This is a genomic window from Streptomyces javensis (assembly GCF_039525925.1).
Lineage (GTDB): Bacteria > Actinomycetota > Actinomycetes > Streptomycetales > Streptomycetaceae > Streptomyces > Streptomyces asiaticus.
Window position 1 is genome coordinate 125,594 of the sequence record NZ_BAAAIF010000010.1, and the last position, 20,142, is coordinate 145,735.

14 protein-coding genes are annotated in these 20,142 nt (G+C 71.5%); 9 read left to right on the plus strand and 5 right to left on the minus strand.

Going from position 1 to position 20,142, the window contains the following annotated elements; all coding sequences use genetic code 11:
* Positions 1–478 precede the first annotated feature (478 nt).
* From pcaDC to ABD329_RS12435, 4 genes are all read left to right on the plus strand, one after another.
* Positions 479–1,714, plus strand: a complete 1,236-nt coding sequence (pcaDC, locus tag ABD329_RS12420) for a bifunctional 3-oxoadipate enol-lactonase/4-carboxymuconolactone decarboxylase PcaDC (protein WP_344316350.1) — start codon at positions 479–481, stop codon at positions 1,712–1,714.
* An 89-nt stretch (positions 1,715–1,803) separates the two neighbouring features.
* Positions 1,804–3,069 carry an ABC transporter substrate-binding protein gene (locus ABD329_RS12425; RefSeq protein WP_198280301.1) on the plus strand — a complete coding sequence of 422 codons (1,266 nt, stop codon included), beginning with the start codon at positions 1,804–1,806 and terminating at the stop codon, positions 3,067–3,069.
* Complete coding sequence (locus tag ABD329_RS12430; protein ID WP_198280302.1) at positions 3,069–4,007, plus strand: carbohydrate ABC transporter permease; 939 nt, start codon at positions 3,069–3,071, stop codon at positions 4,005–4,007. Before ABD329_RS12425 ends, ABD329_RS12430 begins: the two co-directional genes overlap by 1 nt.
* A complete protein-coding gene (locus ABD329_RS12435; protein ID WP_198280303.1) occupies positions 4,007–4,894 on the plus strand; it encodes a carbohydrate ABC transporter permease in 888 nt (295 codons plus the stop codon). Before ABD329_RS12430 ends, ABD329_RS12435 begins: the two co-directional genes overlap by 1 nt.
* Positions 4,895–4,960: 66 nt before the next feature.
* Here the strand turns inward: ABD329_RS12435 and ABD329_RS12440 are convergent, their stop codons facing one another.
* Positions 4,961–5,662, minus strand: a complete 702-nt coding sequence (locus ABD329_RS12440; RefSeq protein WP_198280304.1) for a FadR/GntR family transcriptional regulator — start codon at positions 5,660–5,662, stop codon at positions 4,961–4,963.
* 219 nt (positions 5,663–5,881) lie between these two features.
* On the opposite strand from ABD329_RS12440, the gene ABD329_RS12445 reads away from it, so the two are divergent.
* Both ABD329_RS12445 and ABD329_RS12450 read left to right on the plus strand, forming a co-directional pair.
* Positions 5,882–7,030 (plus strand): aminotransferase class V-fold PLP-dependent enzyme, encoded by a 1,149-nt coding sequence (locus ABD329_RS12445; protein WP_198280305.1) that lies wholly within the window; start codon positions 5,882–5,884, stop codon positions 7,028–7,030.
* 18 nt (positions 7,031–7,048) lie between these two features.
* On the plus strand, positions 7,049–8,575 hold the full coding sequence (locus tag ABD329_RS12450; RefSeq protein WP_198280306.1) for an APC family permease: 1,527 nt from the start codon (positions 7,049–7,051) through the stop codon (positions 8,573–8,575).
* Here the strand turns inward: ABD329_RS12450 and ABD329_RS12455 are convergent.
* Positions 8,561–9,658 (minus strand): ArsR/SmtB family transcription factor, encoded by a 1,098-nt coding sequence (locus tag ABD329_RS12455; RefSeq protein WP_344316351.1) that lies wholly within the window; start codon positions 9,656–9,658, stop codon positions 8,561–8,563. The genes ABD329_RS12450 and ABD329_RS12455 overlap by 15 nt on opposite strands.
* Positions 9,659–10,143: 485 nt before the next feature.
* Between ABD329_RS12455 and ABD329_RS12460 the strand changes: the two genes are divergently transcribed.
* From ABD329_RS12460 to ABD329_RS12470, 3 genes are all read left to right on the plus strand, one after another.
* The gene (locus ABD329_RS12460; protein ID WP_198280075.1) at positions 10,144–11,340 is read left to right on the plus strand and encodes a helix-turn-helix domain-containing protein; all 1,197 of its coding nucleotides are present in this window, start codon (positions 10,144–10,146) and stop codon (positions 11,338–11,340) included.
* A 102-nt stretch (positions 11,341–11,442) separates the two neighbouring features.
* A complete protein-coding gene (locus tag ABD329_RS12465; protein ID WP_198280074.1) occupies positions 11,443–12,042 on the plus strand; it encodes a hypothetical protein in 600 nt (199 codons plus the stop codon).
* Complete coding sequence (locus ABD329_RS12470) at positions 12,039–12,230, plus strand: hypothetical protein (protein ID WP_198280073.1); 192 nt, start codon at positions 12,039–12,041, stop codon at positions 12,228–12,230. The genes ABD329_RS12465 and ABD329_RS12470 overlap by 4 nt, the downstream gene beginning before the upstream one ends.
* Before the next feature lie 133 nt (positions 12,231–12,363).
* Here the strand turns inward: ABD329_RS12470 and ppdK are convergent, their stop codons facing one another.
* From ppdK to ABD329_RS12485, 3 genes are all read right to left on the minus strand, one after another.
* Complete coding sequence (gene ppdK / locus ABD329_RS12475) at positions 12,364–15,090, minus strand: pyruvate, phosphate dikinase (RefSeq protein WP_198280072.1); 2,727 nt, start codon at positions 15,088–15,090, stop codon at positions 12,364–12,366.
* A 559-nt stretch (positions 15,091–15,649) separates the two neighbouring features.
* Positions 15,650–19,168, minus strand: coding sequence for an SAV_2336 N-terminal domain-related protein (locus tag ABD329_RS12480; protein ID WP_344316352.1), 3,519 nt, complete (start codon positions 19,166–19,168; stop codon positions 15,650–15,652).
* Positions 19,165–20,127 (minus strand): AAA family ATPase, encoded by a 963-nt coding sequence (locus tag ABD329_RS12485; RefSeq protein WP_198275088.1) that lies wholly within the window; start codon positions 20,125–20,127, stop codon positions 19,165–19,167. The genes ABD329_RS12480 and ABD329_RS12485 overlap by 4 nt, the downstream gene beginning before the upstream one ends.
* Positions 20,128–20,142 lie beyond the last annotated feature (15 nt).

Here is a 20,142-nt window from a genome sequence, read left to right on the forward strand (position 1 = left end):
AGGGGGCTCCGCCCCCTCACCCCCACCGGGCCTCCGCCCCGGACCCCGCTCCTCAATCGCCGGAGGGGCTGGACATACCGACGACGCCCGGAGTCCAGGGGCACAGCCCCTGGTTCGGGCGCCGGAGAGGCTGGATCATACCGACGACGCCCGCGGCCCAGAGGCACAGCCCCTGGCTCAGGCGCCGGAGAGGCTGGACATACCGACGACGCCCGGAGTCCAGAGGCACAGCCCCTGGCTCAGGCGCCGGAGGGGCTGGACATACCGACGACGCCCGGGGTCCAGGGGCGGGGCCCCTGGTGCGGGCGCCGGACGGGCTGGACATGCCGGTGACGCCCGCGGTCCAGGGGCGGAGCTCCTGGTTCGGGAAGGGGCGGGGCGGGGAACAACCACCGGCCCGCACCCGGCCACCAACCCCCGCCCACAGCCCCAACCCCAGACCACGCCACATCCCAGCCCCCATCGGAGCGCCCGCCCCATGACCACCACCCCACCGCACCACGACCTCACCGGACCCCCCACCGCCCCGCCCCTCATCCTCGGCCCCTCCATCGGCACCTCCCTCGCCGTCTGGGAGCCCCAGCTCCCCGCGCTCGCCCGAGGCCACCGCGTACTGCGCTGGGATCTGCCCGGCCACGGCGGCTCCCCCGCCGCGCTGCTGCCCTCCGACGGCTCGGCCACCATCGGCGATCTCGCCGCCCTCGTGCTGCGGCTCGCCGACGAGCAGGGGTGGGAGCGGTTCGCGTACGCGGGGATCTCGATCGGTGGCGCTGTCGGGCTGCATCTCGCCGCACACCACCCCGACCGGATCAGCCGCCTCTCCGTCGTCTGCTCCTCGGCCCGGTTCGGCGACCCCGCCGTCTGGCGTGAGCGGGCCGCGCTCGTACGGGCCGAGGGGACGGAGGCGATGGTGGCGAGCCGCCCCGGCACCTGGTTCTCGCACGACTTCGCCCGCACACCCGTCGGCGCCGCGCTGATCGAGGATCTGCGGGCCACCGACCGCGCGGGCTACGCCGCCTGCTGCGACGTTCTCGCCGCGTACGACATGACGGCCGACCTGGAGAAGATCACCGCGCCCACCCTCGTCGTCGCCGGTCGCGACGACCCCGCGACCCCGCCCTCCCACGCCCGCCGGATCGCCGACGCGGTGCCCGGCGCGAGCCTGCTGGAGGTCGCCGGGGCGGCACATCTGGCGGGCGTGGAGCGGCCGGAGGCGGTGACCGGGGCGCTGCTCACCCACCTCAACGGCCCAGCGCCGTCGCGACCACGGGACGACGCCGCACGCCACGCCGCCGGAATGGCCGTGCGCCGGGCCGTCCTCGGGGACGCGCACGTGGATCGCGCGGTGGCCCGGACGACCCCGTTCACCGCCCGCTTTCAGGACTTCATCACCCGCTACGCCTGGGGCGAGATCTGGACCGGCGACGGGCTGGACCGGCGGACCCGCAGCTGTATCACCCTCACCGCGCTGATCGCCCACGGCCATGACGCCGAACTGGCCATGCACATCCGGGCCGCGCTCACCAACGGGCTCACCCGTGACGAGATCGGCGAGGTGCTGCTCCAGTCCGCGATCTACTGCGGCGTCCCGGCGGCCAACTCGGCCTTCGCCACCGCCCAGCGCGTCTTCGACGACATGGACGCCGAGATCGACGCCGACCCCGACGTCGACCCCGACGTCGACTCTGCGTCACATTCCGATACCGAAAAGTGACATCCCCCCGCAACCCCTCTGTCGTAATCCGCCTCCATCGTTGATCGTTGAGTCGTACGGGGACCGGGAGACGAGGGGGCGCACGCCATATGTCCATGAGCCGCCGAAGGCTGCTGGGTGCGGGCGGAGGGCTGGCCCTCACCGGGGCGCTCGCCTCCGCCTGCGGGTCCAACACCGGGCGGGACGGCGATGACCACGCCGGCCAGCCGGTGCTCGAGCAGTGGTACCACCAGTACGGCGAGCCCGGCACCGAACAGGCCGTCAAGCGCTACGCCGACGCGTATCAGAAGGCCAACGTCCAGGTGCAGTGGCGGCCGGGCAACTACGACCAGCAGACCGCCGCCGCGCTGCTCACGACGTCCGGCCCGGACGTCTTCGAGGTCAACGGCCCGACGCTGGACCAGATCCAGGGCGGCCAGGTGGTCGATCTCACCGATCTCCTCAGGGAGGCCAAGGACGACTTCAACCCGGCCGTGCTCGCCCCGAAGACGCATCAGGGCAAGATCTGGGCCGTTCCGCAGGTCATCGACACCCAGCTGCTCTACTACCGCAAGAGCATGCTCGATGCCGCGGGGGTGGAGCCGCCGCGCAGCCTGGACGCGCTGATCGACGCGGCGAAGGAGCTGACCACCAAGGACGTCAAGGGGCTCTTCCTGGGCAATGACGGCGGCCCCGGCGTCCTCGGCGGCACCCCGCTCAACGCCGCCGGGCTCACCCTGGTCACCGAGGACGGCGAGGTCGGCTTCGACGACCCGGCCGCGGCCCGGACGCTCGGCAAGCTGCGTCAGCTCTACGCCGAGAAGTCGCTGCTGCTCGGGGCGCCCTCCGACTGGTCGGACCCGGCCGCGTTCACCCAGGGGCTCACCGCCATGCAGTGGTCCGGGCTGTGGGCGCTGCCGCAGGTGAAGAAGGCGCTGGGGGACGACTTCGGGGTGCTGCCGTTCCCCAAGGACGGGGCGCACGGCGCGCCCGCGGTGCCGGTCGGCGCGTACGGGGCGGCGGTCAGCGCCCGGGCCCGGGACAAGGCGCTGGCCAAGGCGTATGTGAAGTGGCTGTGGGTGGAACGTACCGACTACCAGGAGGACTTCGCGCTCCGCTACGGCTTCCACATCCCCGCCCGGATCTCGCTCGCCACGAAGGCGGCCAAGCTGCGGCAGGGCGCGGCCGGTGAGGCGGTGCGCTACGCCACCGACCACGGCCATGCCGAGCCGCTGCTGTGGACCTCCGCGAGCCGTACGGCCTACCAGGACGCGCTGAGCCGGATCATCAAGGGCGGGGCCAACCCGGAGAGCGAGCTGCGGTCGGTGGTCCGCAAGACCGAGGCCGAGCTGCGCCGCGTGAAGAAGAAGAGCTGATGCGGGGGGCACCGGCCACCAAACTGACACGCGGGCTGCTGGGCCCGCAGAACCGCCATCTGTGGTTCTGGATATTCGTCGGCCCGTTCGTCCTGGGGCTGACCCTCTTCACCTATGTCCCGCTGGCCTGGAGCGTCTACCTCAGCTTCTTCGACGCGCACAACACCGTCTCGCCCACGGACTTCGTCGGCTTCGACAACTACACGGCGATGCTGGGTGACGACGCGTTCACCGACAGCCTGGTGACCTTCCTGGTCTTCACGGCGTTCATCGTCCCGGCCACCTACGCGCTGTCGCTCGCGCTCGCGCTGATGGTCAACCGGCTGCGCTGGGCGCAGGCGTTCTTCCGGTCGGTGTTCTTCCTGCCGGTGGCGTGCTCGTATGTGGTGGCGGCGCTGATCTGGAAGATGTCGATCTTCAACGGGGTGCGCTTCGGGCTTGCCAACACCGTGCTGGACTGGTTCGGCGCCGATCAGATCGCCTGGCTGTCGACCACGGATCCGCCCTGGTACTGGCTGGTCATCGTGACCGTACGGCTGTGGCTCCAGGCGGGGTTCTACATGGTGCTGTTCCTGGCCGGGCTCCAGCGCATCTCCCCTCGGCTGTACGAGGCGGCGGCCGTGGACGGGGCGCGGCCGGGCTGGCAGGTGTTCCGGCACATCACCTTTCCGCAGCTGCGGGCGACCTCGGTCGCGGTGGTGCTGCTGCTGGTGATCAACGCCTTCCAGGCGTTCGACGAGTTCTACAACCTGCTGTCGGACTCGCGCGGCTATCCGCCCTACGCCCGTCCACCGCTGGTCTACCTCTACTACACGGCGCTGGGCCAGGGGCAGGACCTGGGCCTGGGCAGCGCGGGCGCGGTGATCCTGGCGCTGATCATCGCCGTGGTGACGGTGGTGCAGGCCCGCTGGTTCGGCCTGGGCCGGAAGGAGGACTGATGCCCACTCCCCCGAGGTCGCGCGACGTCCGGCGCCGGAACACGCGCGACGTCCGGGACGCCCTCGTCGGCGTGGGGCGCGCCGTGCGGCTGGTGCTGCTGCTCGCGCTCGCGCTGGTCTTCCTGGTCCCGTTCTATCTGCTGGTGCGCAACGGTCTGTCGAGCGAGGCGGACATCACCTCGCCGGGCTGGACGTTCTTCCCGGGCGAGCTGCACTGGTCCAACGTCCGCGAGTTGTTCGACGACCCCAATGTGCCGATGGCACACGCGCTGCTCAACTCCTCGCTGATCGCGATCCTCACCACCGTGGGCACCCTGCTGCTGGCCTCGCTCGCCGGGTACGGCCTGGCCCGCATCCCGTACGCCTACGCCAATGTGGTCTTCTACTGGATCCTGGGCACCCTGATGGTCCCGGCGGCGGTCACCTTCGTGCCCAGCTTCGTGCTGGTCAGCTCGCTCGGCTGGGTGTCCACGCTACGCGGTCTGGTGGTGCCCACGCTGTTCAGCGCGGTCGCGGCGTTCATCTTCCGCCAGTACTTCCTGGGCTTTCCCCGGGAGTTGGAGGACGCGGCGCGGGTGGACGGTCTTGGCTACTGGCGTACGTACTGGCGGGTCGTGGTGCCGAACTCCCGGCCGGTGTTCGCGGCGGTCGGCACGATCGTCTTCATCGGCGCCTGGAACTCCTTCCTCTGGCCGCTGGTCATCGGGCAGGACCGGGACGCGTGGACGGTGCAGGTGGCGCTGTCGACGTTCACCACCGCCCAGACCGTCAACCTGCATGAGCTGTTCGTGGCGGCGGCGGTGTCGATCGTGCCGCTGCTGGTGGTCTTCCTGGTGCTTCAGCGCTACATCGTGGCGGGCGTCGAGCGCACGGGCATCGACGACTGAGGCCGGGGTGGCCGGGGTGGCCGAATGTGGCGGGTGGGCTGGTGTGGCCTGTGGGACCGGTATGGCTCATCCGGCGGCCGGGCCGTCGTCCGGCAGCGGGGCGTACCGCCGCAGCCAGACCTCGGTCTGGGACAGATGCGCGGTGGCGGCCGCGGCGGCGGCCGCCGGATCGCGGGCGACCATCGCGTTGATCAGCGCCTCGTGGCCGAGGTCGCTGGCCAGCCGGATGGTGTCGGCCTCGGCGGCGCCGTAGATGCTGTAGTGGCTGCCCCGGGCGCGCAGCACATCGATGAGGGCGGCCAGCGCCTCGTTGCCGCTCGCCTCGCAGAGGGTGGAGTGGAACTCCCGGTCCAGCGCGTGCCGTTCCGCCTCGTCCTCGGAGACGGCCAGCCGCTTCTGCACCTCGCGCAGCCGGGCGACCACCTGCTCGTCGGCGCGGGCCGCGGCCAGCGCGGCGGCCTGGGCCTCCAGGGGGCGGCGGACGTCGAACAGCTCGAGCAGTCCGTCGAGCGGCAGTACGTCCACGGTGGCGGCGAACCCGGCCAGCATCTGCCCGGGGCGCAGCGCCGATACGAAGGTGCCGGAGCCGTGGCGGGACTCCAGCAGCCCGAGGGCGGCGAGGGAGCGCACCGCCTCGCGCAGCGATCCGCGCGAGACGCCGAGCCGCGCGCAGAGCTCGGGCTCGGCGGGGAGCTGCCGCCCGGGCGTCAGCTCACCCTTGGCGATCATGGCGCGGAGGCCGTCCGCCGCCTCGTCGGTCGCGGTCATTCCGCCACCCCTTCCTGAACAGCTCCGGGTCCTGACCAACTCCGGAGCCTGACCAACTCCGGCCGAGTCATTAGATGACTCCATGCTACCGGTCGACTTCGTTACCCCCAATTTACGTCGAGACCCTGTTCAGAACGGTCTCCTCCCTCTACGGTTCCCGGAAGCTCGGAGAAGTCATCGGACAACTTTGCCAACCCCGTCAGTCAAGGGAAGGGACCCATGACCACCCCGTCGTCGTCGCACTGGACGCTCGATCCCTCGGTCGTCCATCTCAACCACGGCTCGTTCGGCGCCGTGCCGCGCACCGTCCAGGAGGTCCAGCGGGCGCTGCGCGAGGAGATGGAGACCAACCCGGACGCGTGGTTCCGGGAGCTGCCCGAGCGGGTCGGGCAGGCGCGCGCCGCCGTGGCGCGGTTCCTGCGGGTCCCGGCGGAGCACACCGCCCTGGTGCCCAACGCCAGCGCGGGGGTGAGCACCGTCCTGGGCTGTCTGCCGCTGCCGCCCGGCGGCGAGGTGCTGCTGACCGACCACACCTACGGCGCGGTGGCGATGGGCACGGCGCGGGCCGCCGAGCGGGCCGGCGCCCGGCTGCGGACGCTGCACATCCCGCTGGAGGCGACCGCCGAGGAGATCGCGGCCGTCTTCGCGGGGGCGCTGAGCGAGGCCACCGCACTGGTGGTCGTGGACCAGATCTCCTCGGCCACCGCCCGGCTCTTCCCAGTGGCCGAGATCGCCCGGCTCACCCGCGCCGCCGGGGCGAAGCTCCTGGTCGACGGCGCCCACGCACCCGGCATGCTGGCCGATCCGATCGGGCTGGCCGGGGCGGCCGACTTCTGGGTCGGCAATCTGCACAAGTGGTGCTGTGCGCCGCGCGGTACGGCGGCGCTGGTGGCGCGCGGGCCCGACGCCCAGGACCTGTGGCCGCTCACCGACTCCTGGGGCGCCCCGGACCCCTTCCCGCGGCGCTTCGACGTCCAGGGCACGTTGGACCTCACCGCCTGGCTCGCGGCGCCGCGCTCGCTGGAGTTCATCGAGGAGACGTACGGCTGGGACGCCGCCCGCGCCCGGATGACCAAGCTCGCCGAGGTGGCCCAGGGGCTGCTGGCCGACGCCCTGCGCGCGGACCTGACCGCAGTCGGCGGCAGCGAGGCCCCGGCGATGCGGCTGATCCCGCTGCCCGCCGGGCTCGCCACCGACCAGGAGGCCGCCCATTCGCTACAGCACCGGATCGCGGCCGACACCGGCTGCGAAACCGCGATCACCACCTGGGACGGCCGGGGCTTCCTTCGGCTCTCGGCCCATCTCTACAACACCGTCTCCGACTACGAACGACTGGCTGAGCACCTCCCCGGGGTGCTCAGCGCCTAGGAGGTAGTGACCACCGCCATGCGCAACAAATCGATCGAAGCCACCATCGAGGACGCGGCGAGCCCGGAGACCCGGCTGGCCCGGGCCCTGGGCCCGCTCCAGCTGACTCTCATGGGCATCGGCGTCACCATCGGCGCGGGCATCTTCGTGCTGACCGGCACGGCGGCCGCGAACTACGCCGGACCCAGCATCGCGCTCTCCTACACCATCGGCGCGGTCGCCACCGCCCTGGTGGCCCTGTGCTACATGGAGTTCGCCAGCACCGTCCCGGTGGCGGGCAGCGCCTACACCTTCGCCTATGTCTCGCTCGGAGAGCTGGTGGCCTGGCTGATCGGCTGGGACCTCATCCTCGACATGACGATGGGCGCGGGCGCGGTGGCCAGTGGCTGGTCGCAGTACGTCACCGACTTCCTGGCCACGTTCGGGATCCACATCCCGGCCTCCGTCTCCGGCCCGGACGCTGCCGTCAACATCCCGGCCGTGCTGGTCATCCTGGTGCTCACCGCCATCCTGGCCTCCGGGGTGCGCACCACCTCCCGGATCAACACGGTGATGACGGTGGTGAAGCTCGCGGCCATCGTCATCTTCCTCGCGATCGGGGTGACGCACGTGGACGCGGCCAACTGGTCGCCGTTCATCCCGGCGTCCCAACCGGTGGGCGGCGACGGCGACATGTGGGAGCAGCCGCTGCTGGGCTGGGCCGGTCTTGGCGCGGACGCCACGTTCGGCATGGCCGGGATCCTCACCGGTGGCGCGATCGTCTTCGGCGCGTACTCCGGCTTCGACATCATGGCCAGCAACGCCGAGGAGGCCAAGCGGCCGCAGCGCACCCTGCCCATCGCGCTGCTGTCCACCGTGGCCGTCTGCGCCGTGCTCTACGTGGCCGTCGCGCTGACCGTGACCGGGATGCAGCACTACTCCAAGCTGGACAACGCCGCCCCCATCACCGGCGCGCTGAAGGCGGCGGGCGCGGACTGGGCGGTGCGGATCGTGGGCATCGGCGCGATCTGCGGGCTGACCACGGTCGTGATGATCATGCTGCTGGGGCAGAGCCGGGTGTTCCTCGCGATGAGCCGCGACCGGCTGCTGCCCGAGTGGTTCTCCCATGTCCACCCGGTGACCCGCAGCCCGCGCCGGATCACCTGGACCCTCGGGCTGCTGGTCGCGTTCATGACGGCGGTGCTGCCCATCGGGGACCTCGCCGAGCTGGGCAACATCGGCATGCTGACCTCCTTCATCGTCGTCTGCGTCGGAGTGGTCTATCTGCGCCGCTCCCGCCCGGATCTGCGGCGCGGCTTCCGTACCCCGTGGGTGCCGGTCGTCCCCACCGTCGCGGTGCTGCTGTGTCTGCTGCTGGTGGGCAATCTGCCACTGATCACCTGGGCCCGGTTCGTGGGCTGGATGGCCGCCGGACTGCTGATCTACCTCTGCTGGGGCCGCCGGCACAGCAAGGTGGCCACCGGTGAACTCGCCACCGGGGCCACGCCGGGGACGGCCGAGGAGCACGACCTGGCCGGGGGCCGGAAAACCTCATCCGCGCCCTGACGGCCCCCGTCCGCTCGCGGCGACCGGCGGCAGCGCCGCCGGTACCCCGAAGACGCGCTCCCCCGGCGCCCCGCCCCGCAGCAGCGCCGCCCCCAGCGGGGTCAGCGTGTGCAGGACGGCGCTGCCCTGGCGCAGGGTGTGCACCAGGCCCGCCTCGCGCAGCACACTGGCGTGCTGACTGGCCGAGGCCAGCGATACGCCCACCCTGCGGGCGAGTTCACTGGTCGTACAGCCGCCGCCGACCTCCAGCAGCACCGCGGAGCGGGTCTGCCCGACCAGCTTGCCGAGCGTCTGGGCGGACCCGGACCCGGACCCTGCCCCGGCTCCGGCCCCCGACGTCACGGCGGGCCGCTGCTCGGGGCGGGGAATCAGACCGCGCCGGGCGTGTTCGACGGGGTAGACCAGCACGGGCGTCAGATCCGGGTTCCGGAAGGTCACCGGCGTACCCCGGCAGAAGAACGACGGCAGCAGCAACAACCCCCGCCCCCGCAGCCACAGATCGCGGTCCACCGGATAGTCCACCTCCAGCACCGGCGCCCGCCACCGCATCGTCGGCGGCAGCGAGCCCAGCAGCCCGTCGGCGCCCCCGTCCAGCAGGGCCCGGCCCCGGGCCACCCGGTCGGCCTCGATCCGGGCCTGGATATGCGGCCAGTACGGGGCGACGGCGGCCTGATGGTAGGCGCGCAGCGTGCTGATCAGCCGGTCCAGCGATCTCCGTTCGCCCTGCGCCAGGTCCCGTATCCACCCCGGGAGCGTCCGGGCCGCCGGAAGCCCGGCCAGCTCCGAGTGCAAGCGCTCACCCGAGATGGCACGCAGCGCGGACATCGCGGCATCGCAACCGATTACCCCTTCGGCGGGTGTCAGGAAGTCCGGGAAATAGCCGCGCGACGGAATGAGCGGCGCAAGCAGCCGCGCTTCGCCGTTGAGTCGGTTTCGCGCCTCGGAACGCCATTTCCCGTATACGGTCTCGGCCCGGTTCTCCCGCAACCTATGGAAACTTAAAACGGTTTCCCAGAGTGCGTCCGGGCGGACCGCCATCCGCAGCCGGGCCAGATCGAGTTCACTGAAATGAACACGGAGCACCAGACCCCCACACGTGCCATTGCGACCGCCCCCCGATCACCGTTGAGTATGCACGCTGGCACGGTCAGTCACCACGCCCTTTTAGCCAGATGTGAAACGGGAGGCGGCGCGGAGCCCGGAAGAGGAAAGCTGTTCCCCAGGAAAACCGGGGGCCACCGGGAAAGAACTTCCGGGGGCTGTCCGGAATTCAACAGGCGGTGCTCAGAGCCAGTTTGCTCGTTCCCGTGGGGGGTGACGAGTACGTTACGGCGACTGGGCACTTGTGTTGCCGCACGTAGCCGATGCGCGCGGCAACAGCTCCCGTGGGGGGAGTGAGAGGGGGCGGCACCTCCGCACAAGGTGCCGCCCCCTTTGAGATCCGGGATGCCCACGACGGGCGCGTCAAGGAGGCGCGACGGCCGCCACCGGAATGGGGCCTATCAGCCGCACGCGTGGCGTCGGGCGCGGGTACCGTTCTGAGTGTCGAGGCCAGAACGGAGTTCACCATGCCGCAGAGCCATGAGGAACACACCGGCGCACGCATCGCTCGCACCCGCCGTGAACGCTCCCTGACCCAGCAAGGCCTGGCCATGCGCGCCAACGTCTCGAAATCCCTGCTGTCCAAGGTCGAGTGCGGCCAGCGGCCCGCCTCGCCCTCACTCATCGCGGCCTGCGCACGCGCGCTCAGCGTGACCACCTCGGATCTGCTCGGCCAGCCCTACACCCAGGAGCTTCGGCGCGAGCGGCTCGACGAGGTCATACAGCCCATCCGGGTCAGCATGGAGAACTGGGACATCCCCCTCGACTGGCAGGTGCCGGCCCGTCCGGTCGCGCTCATCCGTGCCGACATGGAGAAGGTCCTGGTGCAGCGGCGGCAGGCCGAGTACCTGCCCATGGCTGTCGACCTCCCGGCGCTCATCGACGAATGCGTGCAGGCCATCCACACCACCAGCGGCGAGCAGCGGCGGCAGGCCCATGAGTGCCTGGCCTGGGCGTTCCGGTGCGTCTTCACGCTGGCCTGGTCCTTCGGCTATGTGGACCTGGCCACCGTCGCCCTGCAACGACTGGACTGGGCGGCCCCGCGCGCCGACGAACCGGGCCTTGCCGCCATGTACGGCTACCTGCGCGCCCAGACCACTCTCTCCTCCAGCCGATACGACCTGGGCATGCGCGTCGTGGACAGCACACTCCGGGACCTGGCAGGCCAGGACGCCCGGAGCCCGCGCGGCCTCGCCGCGATGGCCGGTGTCCTTCAGCTGCGGGCGGCTGTGATCGCCGGCCGGATGAAGGACCCCGACCAGGTCGAGGCCCGTGTGACCGAGGCCCGCGAACTGGCCCGACGAACCGGCGAGACCGCGGCCTACGGCGTGGGCTGGGGACCGACGAATGTCGGCGTCCACGCCGTCGCGATCGCCTGCGACCTGGAGGAGTACGACCAGGCCGTCCAACTGGCGGACGGCGTACGGTTCCCCAAGCGCTGGGACCGGTCCCGGGCAGGCCATCACTGGCTGGACCTGAGCAGGGCCAACGTATGGACCGGCGATTCGACACAGGCCCTCGACTGCCTCCAGAAGGCGCGCCGGACGGCACCACAGCAGACGCGGTACCACCCCACGACCCGCGAGGTGGTCATCGCCCTGCGGTCACGTGAGCGGTCGCGCGGCGGCGAACTCGCCGAGTTCGCCGCCTGGATCGGCCTGTAGCACGGACAATCGCCACCAAGTTGCACAGTTCAGTGCAACGTGACACCTCGCCAGGTCGGCACGATGTGACGGTCAGAACACAGACCGTGCACGGAGCCGACCATGACGACGCCCAGAACCCTGCCGTGGACACCGCCGAACACCGAGGACATCGTGCCCTTACCGGTAGGCAGATGGTGGGACGCCGTCTCCGCGCCCACCACCGTCGCGGACCGCGCGCTGGAGCTGCTGGGCCGGGACTCGGGCGCGGTCATCCAGGACGACACCTACGGCAAGACCTACTGGCTGATCCGCACCAACACCGCCCGCAGCTGGTGCCTGCGCCAGATCCGCGTCCTCACCGAACTCGCCGACGAAAGCACCCTCCTCGGCGTACCGCCCGCCACATGGGGACCCGAGCACCCAACGCACTGGCGGATCCCGCTCGGCCCCGACCGGTATCTCACCGACCCCGACCACCTGGTCCCCGCCCTGCGCCGGGCCGTCGATGACGTACTCGGCCCCGTCCCAGAAGGCCGCCAGCTCTGCTACCGCTGCCAGTTACCCACCGACGAACCGGTCCTGCTCACGATGGAGCACAGCGGCAGCGTCGCCAGCGCGACCATCTACGCCTGCCCCACCCACGCCCGGGACTACCCACGCGACGCGGTAACCCGAGCCGCCGCCATCCACCGAGCCCTCGACCAGGGCAGAACCCGATGACAGCCGCCGAGCACACACCGGAGCACACCACCGACCCGTTCTCCGACCAAGCCTGGCGCACCGCCATCGAACACGCCGCGGGCTGCCCGGCCTGCCGCACACCCGGCGCCGAATGCGCAACCGGTGAGCGGCTGCTCCGCGCCTACGAAGCGGCCACGCGGCAGGCGCGGTCGGCGGAAGCCGTGTGAGCCACCGCCGACCGACGAATGAGGGGGCGGCACCTCCGCACAAGGTGCCGCCCCCTTTGAGATCCGGAGCCGATGCCGGGGGTGAGGGTGGGTGTTTCCCGGCGTCGGCTCCGGTGGCCTGATCGGCTGGCGGCTACCGCCCGTTCGCCGCCGCGCGGCCGGCCTCCAGGCGGGCCACGGGGATGCGGAACGGGGAGCAGGAGACGTAGTCCAGGCCCACCTCGTGGAAGAAGTGGACGGACTCCGGGTCGCCGCCGTGCTCACCGCAGACGCCCAGCTTGAGGTCGGGGCGGGTGGCGCGGCCCGCCTGGGCGGCGTCGCGGACGAGGGAGCCGACGCCGTCCTTGTCGATGGTCTCGAACGGGCTGACGCCGAAGATGCCCTTCTCCAGGTAGGCGGTGAAGAAGCTGGCCTCGACGTCGTCGCGGGAGAAGCCCCAGACGGTCTGGGTGAGGTCGTTGGTGCCGAAGGAGAAGAAGTCGGCGGACTCGGCGATCTGAGCGGCGGTCAGCGCGGCGCGCGGCAGCTCGATCATGGTGCCGAGGGTGAGCTTGAGGTCCACGCCCCGGGCCTGCTCGACCTCCGCGATAACCCGCTCGGCCTCCTCGCGGACGATCTCCAGCTCCTGGACCGTGCCGACCAGCGGAATCATGATCTCGGCCCGCGGGTCGCCCTTGGCGTTGCGGCGCTCGGCGGCGGCCTCGGCGATGGCCCGCACCTGCATGGCGAACAGACCGGGGATGACGAGTCCGAGGCGTACACCGCGCAGGCCCAGCATCGGGTTCTGCTCATGGAGCCGGTGCACGGCCTGGAGCAGTCGCAGATCGTTCTCGTTGTGGTCCTTGCGGGACTCGGCGAGGGCGACGCGCACCGACAGCTCGGTGATGTCGGGCAGGAACTCGTGCAGCGGCGGGTCGAGCAGCCGGACGGTGACCGGAAGTCCGTCCATCGCCTCGAAGAGCTCGACGAAGTCGTTCTTCTGGAGCGGCAGCAGCTCGCCCAGCGCCGTGTCCCGCTCGTCCTCGGTGTGGGCGAGGATCAGCCGCTCGACCTTCTCCCGGCGCTCGCCGAGGAACATGTGCTCGGTGCGGCACAGCCCGATGCCCTGGGCGCCGAACCGCCGGGCGCGGGCGGCGTCCTCGGCGTTGTCCGCGTTGGCCCGTACGCGCAGTCGGCGTACTCGGTCCGCGTACGCCATGATCCGGTGCACCGCGCCCACCAGCTCGTCCGCGTCGTCGGCGCCCGCGTGCATCCGGCCCTCGAAGTACTCCACGACCGGCGAGGGCACCACGGGCACCTCGCCGAGGTAGACCTTGCCGGAGGAGCCGTCGATCGAGACGACGTCGCCCTCCTCGATCACGATCCCGTCCTTGCCGTCCCGCCCGGGGACGGTCATCCGGCGCCGCTTGGTGTCGACCTCGAGCTCCTCGGCGCCGCACACACAGGTCTTGCCCATGCCGCGGGCGACGACGGCGGCGTGGGAGGTCTTGCCGCCGCGCGAGGTCAGAATGCCCTCCGCGGCGATCATGCCGTCGAGGTCGTCGGGGTTGGTCTCGCGGCGGATGAGGATGACCTTCTCGCCCGAACGCGACCATTTGACGGCGGTGTACGAGTCGAAGACGGCCTTGCCGACGGCGGCGCCGGGGGACGCGGCGATGCCCCGGCCGATCTTCTGGACGGTGTCGCCGGAGGCGACCTCGTGGTCGAAGCGCGGGAACATCAGCTGCGCGAGCTGCGCCCCGTTGACCCGGCGCAGCGCCTCGGCCTCGTCGATCAGCCCCTGGTCGACCAGCTGGGTGGCGATCCGGAAGGCGGCTCCGGCGGTGCGCTTGCCGACGCGGGTCTGGAGCATCCACAGCTTGCCGCGCTCGATGGTGAACTCGATGTCGCACAGGTCCTTGTAGTGCGTCTCGAGGGTTTCCATGATCTGCATCAGCTGGTCGTAGGACCGCTGGTCGATCTGCTCGAGGTCGGCGAGGGGCACCGTGTTGCGGATGCCCGCGACCACGTCCTCGCCCTGGGCGTTCTGGAGGTAGTCGCCGTAGACGCCCTGGTGGCCGCTGGCCGGGTCGCGGGTGAAGGCGACGCCGGTGCCCGAGTCGGGGCCGAGGTTGCCGAAGACCATGGAGCAGATGTTGACCGCGGTGCCGAGGTCGTGGGGGATGCGCTCCTGGCGGCGGTAGAGCTTGGCGCGGTCGCCGTTCCAGGAGTCGAACACGGCTCGTACGGCGAGGTCCATCTGCTCGCGCGGCTCCTGGGGGAAGCCCCGGCCGGTCTCCTTGGCGACGATCTCCTTGAACTCGCCGACCAGCTTCTTGAGGTCGGCCGCGTCGAGGTCCACGTCGACGGTGACGCCCTTGGCGTGCTTGGCCTGCTCGATGGCCTCCTCGAAGAGGTCGCCGTCCACGCCGAGCACGGTCTTGCCGAACATCTGGATGAGGCGCCGGTAGGAGTCCCAGGCGAACCGGTCGTCACCCGCCTGCGCGGCAAGCCCGGCCACGGACTGGTCCGAGAGGCCGATGTTGAGGACGGTGTCCATCATCCCGGGCATCGAGAACTTGGCACCGGACCGTACGGATACGAGGAGGGGGTCGTCCGCCTGGCCGAGCTTCTTGCCCATCTTCGCTTCGAGGGCGTCGAGGTGCGCACTCACCTCGTCGCGCAGGGCCGGGGGCTCCGCACCGCTGTCCAGGTAGACCTTGCAGGCCTCGGTGGTGATGGTGAAGCCCGGTGGCACGGGGAGACCGAGATTGGTCATCTCGGCGAGGTTGGCTCCCTTTCCGCCGAGCAGGTCCTTGAGATCCTTGTTGCCCTCGGTGAAGTCGTAAACGAACTTCTGCTGATCTTGTGTTTCCGGCACGGGACTCGATCTCCTCGGCTCGGCTGCCCTGACGGCGGGGAGCGTACCCAGATCAAAGGCCTCTGAGCAGGTCCACTCCACCGTCATACGGCTGTAACCACCCGCCTGCCACGTGTTCGAAAGTGCGGCGCCCGAACGAGACTCTTATGAGATGCCTTCAAGCCTCGAACACACACCCACCCTCCGCCCGTGATGGACGCTTGGAATTTCACTATACGTAACCGATGGTTCGAGGTGTCGAACATCAAGTAGGTGGCACTGAGTGCCACGCATTGGAGAGGTGAGCACAGTGGGAAGCCATTGGTTCACCCCTCAGTTGCCGCTCATCTGAGCGAAGACCTGATCAGAGTGGCGAGAATCACGCCTTGTCATGGCCCATTGTCTCGCCTTTTGGATACAACGAGCGGGGGCAACGCTCAGATGAGCGACACGCCGAGACGGGTGGCCGACCACGTCCGCGAAGGGAGAGGGGCGGCTCCGCCGCGGTCCCCTGATACGGCCATTCGCAGCGTCAGGGGGCCGGGGTCCGCCCTCCTCGGCGAACGAATCGCGCCATATTTCAGGACGCCTGGTCGTCCCCGGGCTCCCGCAACCCGGCGAGGGCCTCGCGGGTCCTCACGGTGCAGTTGTGCTCGTCGCCCAGGACCCGCTCGCTGATCTCGAGCACGGCCCGCCACTCGGTCTCCGCCTCGTCGGGGCGGCCGAGACCCTTGAGGGCGATGCCGAGGTTGTGGCGGGTCCAGAGGGTTCCGGTGTTCTCCGCGCCCAGCACGCGGAGCCGCCCCCTGATCGTCTCCCTGATCTCCCGCTCGGCCTCCGCGAACCGGCCGAGCTTGTTGAGCACGTACCCCCAGCTGTGCCGCGCGGCCAGCGTCGCCTCGGCCTCGGCGCCCAGCGCCCGGACACGCCCCTCGACCACCTGGCGGAATTCCGCCTCGGCCTCCTCGTAGCGTTCCTGATCGCGCACCAGCGCCGCCAGGTTCAGACGGGTCGTCAGCGCGAGCGGGGCGTCCCTGCCCAGGACCCGGGCCTCCGCCTCCACCACGACGCGGTACTCGGCCTCGGCCTCCTCCCGGCGTCCCAGGTTGGCCAGGGCCCTGGCCCGGCCGCCCCGGGTCATGAGGGTCGACTGCTTGTCCGGTCCGAGGACGCGGAGCCAGTCGTCGAGCACGTCCGTGTACTCCGCCAGCGCCTCCTCGTTCAGCCCCGCCAGCCTCATGCTGGTCGCCAGGCAGTAGCGCGTGCTCAGGACGTTGGAATGGTCCTCTCCGAACACCGGGATCTGCTGCTCCAGGAGGTCGCGGTAGATCGGGCGCGCTTCGTCGTACCGCCCCTGGTCCTCCAGGAGGAACGCGCGCAGCCGCTGGGCGATGAGCGAGTCGTCGTGCCATTTGCCGAGCGTGCCGACCGTCTCCTCCACCAGCGTGTCGAGCTCGGCCGCCGCCTCGGCGTACCGGCTCAGGGCGCGCAGCCGGTGGATGCGGTTGCGGCGCGCGCGGCGGATCCGCCAGTTCCACGGTTTCAGGCCCGCGGAGGTCCGCTCGACCAACTCCCGCCACAGCGCCTCGGCCTCTTCGTTGCGCTGTCTGGCGTCCAGGAGCTCGCCGAGGGCGAACTCCGCCGTCAGCAGCGCGTCGTCCACGTCCGACTCCGCCGAGCGGCAGTCCTCGACCACCGACCGCAGCTCGGCCTCGGCCTCGTCGTACAGCCCGTGCCTGCGCAGCGCGACGGCCAGCCAGACCCGCGGGGTCACGGTCCTGACATGCCTGGGGCCGTCCAGCTCCAGCCGCCCGGCGGCCACGGCCCGGAACTCCCGCGCGGCCTCCTCCGGGCGCCCGAGGTCCACCAGTACCCGCCCATAGACCTGGCGCCGGGACAGGACCTCCGTCCGATGGTCGCCGCCCATCCGCCGGTCCCACGCGTCGAGCAGCGTGCGGGACTCCTCCGCCGCCGCCTCCAGCCGCCCCGCGTCGTACAGCAGGTCCACGAGGTAGCTGCGGGCGAAGAGCGTGTAGTCGTGCTCCTCGCCGTGCACCCGTGCCGAGACCGCGACCACCGCCCGCAGCTCGCGCTCCGCCTCCTCGTACTCCCCCAGCTTGTTCAGGGTGAGCGCCAGATGCCCACGGAGGTTGCGGGATTCGAGGTCCTCGGCAGACCTCAGCCCCGCGATCTGCTCCCGTGCCGCCTCCCTCAGCTCATCGGCGTAGGCCCCCCACCCGGCCCTGACCAGCTCATAGCCCAAGCCGGGCAGGAACCGCACGCCCCACCAGCCGGACTCCTCGTTCCGCTCGTCGGCGTTGTCCAGCACCTGGTCGACCTGATAGCTCACCGACCTCGGCAGCCGCTCATCCGCCCCGATCCGCCGCACCAGCGCGATCATCAGCGGCTGGACCCGTTCGGAGGTGTAGGACCGGGGCGGGACTTCGCGCGTCGGGGGCGGGGCGGCCGGTTCGGGCGGCTGCCGTACGGGCTCCTCCCGCTCCGGCGGCTCCTCCTCCGCCGCGTCCTCCAGCAGCCCGAGCCGCGACAGCAGCTCCGGTGACGCCGCCGCGAACGGAAGGGCCTCCTCGGCGAGGCGGGAATCCCCGTGGTCGCCCGAGAGCCGGGCGCGGAACTCGGGGCCGCTGCCCTGGCGGTGCAGCAGGAACTCGGTGACCTGCGCCGCCGTCTCCAGCGCGTCCGACGTCCGGACCGCGTCCAGCAGCAGATCCGCGACGCCGGACTGGAACTCGTACTCCTCCGCGCTCCCCTCCCGTCGGCGCAGCAGCCCGCCCAGGAACACCTCGGCCAGCTGCGCCGGGTGGAAGCGCTCCGCACGGCCCGCGCCCGCCTGGTGGATCAGCCGCATCACCGGCAGCGTCAGCGGATGGACCGTGGCCAGCGCCCCGGCCAGGCGCTGGGCCTCGGGCGAGGCGGCGGCCCGGAAGTGGCGCAGCCGCTCCTCGGCCGTCGGCTCGGGAACCTGGGCCGTGGCCCGCGCGGTCACCGGCTTCTCGGCACCGTCCAGCAGCATCACCGGCAGCGGCTCACCGCCGCCACCCGTACCGGTGAGCGCCGCCCACGCGCCCAGCTCGCCCTCGGCCAGCTCCAGCACGGGCACCGGTGTCATGCCGTCGTACGACACCAGGCCGAGCGGCAGCACCGGGTGGCGCACCGACAGGGCGCGGCCCGGCGCGCCCTCGCGGCCGCCCGCGTCGACCAGCAGCCGCTGGGTGGGCATACCGCGCTCCGGCCACATCCGCGCGGGCAGCGGCTGGAGCACCGCCACCGGTGAGTGGCGGGCCCAGCGGCGCAGCAGCCGCGGAATCGCGCCACCGCGCCACCCCGGGCCCACCCCGTCCGAGAGGACCAGCATCACGGTGCGGCCGGAGGTGTCGGTGAGCTGGCGGGCGGTGCGGCGCGGGGCGCCGGGGGCGTACGGGCGCGCCCTGAGCACCGGTCGGTCCTCGTCGGCGCTGTCCAGGCCGTAGGTCCGTACGGAGCGGAAGGCGCCCTGACGCTCCAGCAGTCCGCGCACCTCGGCGGCGAGCTGCTGCCACAGCACCATCGACGGGCCGTCGTCCACGATGAGCGCGACGCTCAGCCAGCGCTCCGGGCGGGGGCGCAGCACCACGTCCGGCAGACCGGTTTCGGCGATCCACTCGGCGGTGGCGGTCTCGTCGACGCGGAAGGACGTGCGGGACGGCACGCTGCGCCGCAGCGGCCGCAGCGCGCGGGACAGCCGGCGTGTCCCGGGGAGCGCCCGGACGCCCCGGACGCCGACGGCACGCGCCGGGCGGGCCGCGGCGGGGCGGGCGCCGCCGGGGGCGCGGAGCCGGGCGGGGACGAGGGGCCCTGGCTCGGGTTCGCCGGAGGTGAGCGCCCCGGGGAGCTGCCGCTGGGCGCCCTTCGCCTCGTCCTCGCCGTCGGCCGCGCCGGAGACGGGTGCGGCGGAACGCCGGGACGGCGGCGGTGCGTCGCCGTCCCCCTCGCCCCGCGCCGCGGCGGTGGTCGCGGCGAACCACAGGACGTCGCGCAGCTCCACCTCGGAGAGCTCGACCCCCGCGTCCTCCAGCAGGGCGCACAGCCGCTCGATCATTGCGCGTCGACTTCGTTCAGCGAGCGGAACAGCTTGTCGAGGACGTCCTGGTCGACCCGCACCCCGGAGGAGCGCAGCCGGACCGCGTTGAGCAGCTGGTCGGTGGCCAGCTCCCGCTCGTTGCGCCGGGACACGAAGTCGGCGATCAGCTCCTGGGCCCGTGCGCCGACCTCCTCGCCCAGATGCATGGTGACGATCCGCTGGAGCTGCGCCTCGTCGGGCTGCTTGAGGTCGAGCCGGACGCAGCGGCGCAGAAACGCCGGGGGGAACTCGCGCTCACCGTTGCTGGTGATGACGACGACGGGGAAGACGGAGCAGCTGACCCAGCCGCTGGTGATCCCGACCTTCTCCCGGGAGCCGGCGTACTGCACCTGGACCGTCCTCCCCTCCCCCAGCCGGGCCAGCTCCGGAATCTCGAACTCACCCTCCTCGAAGACCGTGAGGAGGTCATTGGGCAGGTCGACATCGCCCTTGTCGAGCTCGTCCACGAGCAGCACCCGCGGCTTGTCGGCCGGGAGCAGCGCGGTGCCGAGGGCGCCGAGCCGCAGATAGTCGCCGATGTCCGGCTCGGTCCCTGCGGTCTCGTCGGCGCGCCGCTTGAGGGAGGCCTCGCGCAGCCTGCCCACCGCGTCGTACGAGTACAGGCCCTCGGTGAGCGTGGAGCGGCTGTTGACCGGCCAGTGCAACACCTCGCCCAGCATCAGCTCGCGGGCGATGGCGTGGGCCAGAGTCGACTTGCCGGTGCCGGGACGGCCGGTGACCAGCAGCGGGCGGTGCAGATGCAGCGCCATGTTGACGACGTCGCGGTCCTCGTCGGAGATCAGATACGGCAGCGGCCGCTCCTTGTCCCGGCGCCGCGCGTCATCGCCGAAGCGCCGCCACGGCGGGGCGGCGGGCCAGGTCTCCACCTCGTGGGGCCGGGTGTCGCCGCCCTGGAAGAGCCTCCAGTCCTGTGCCATCTTCTTCGTCTCTCC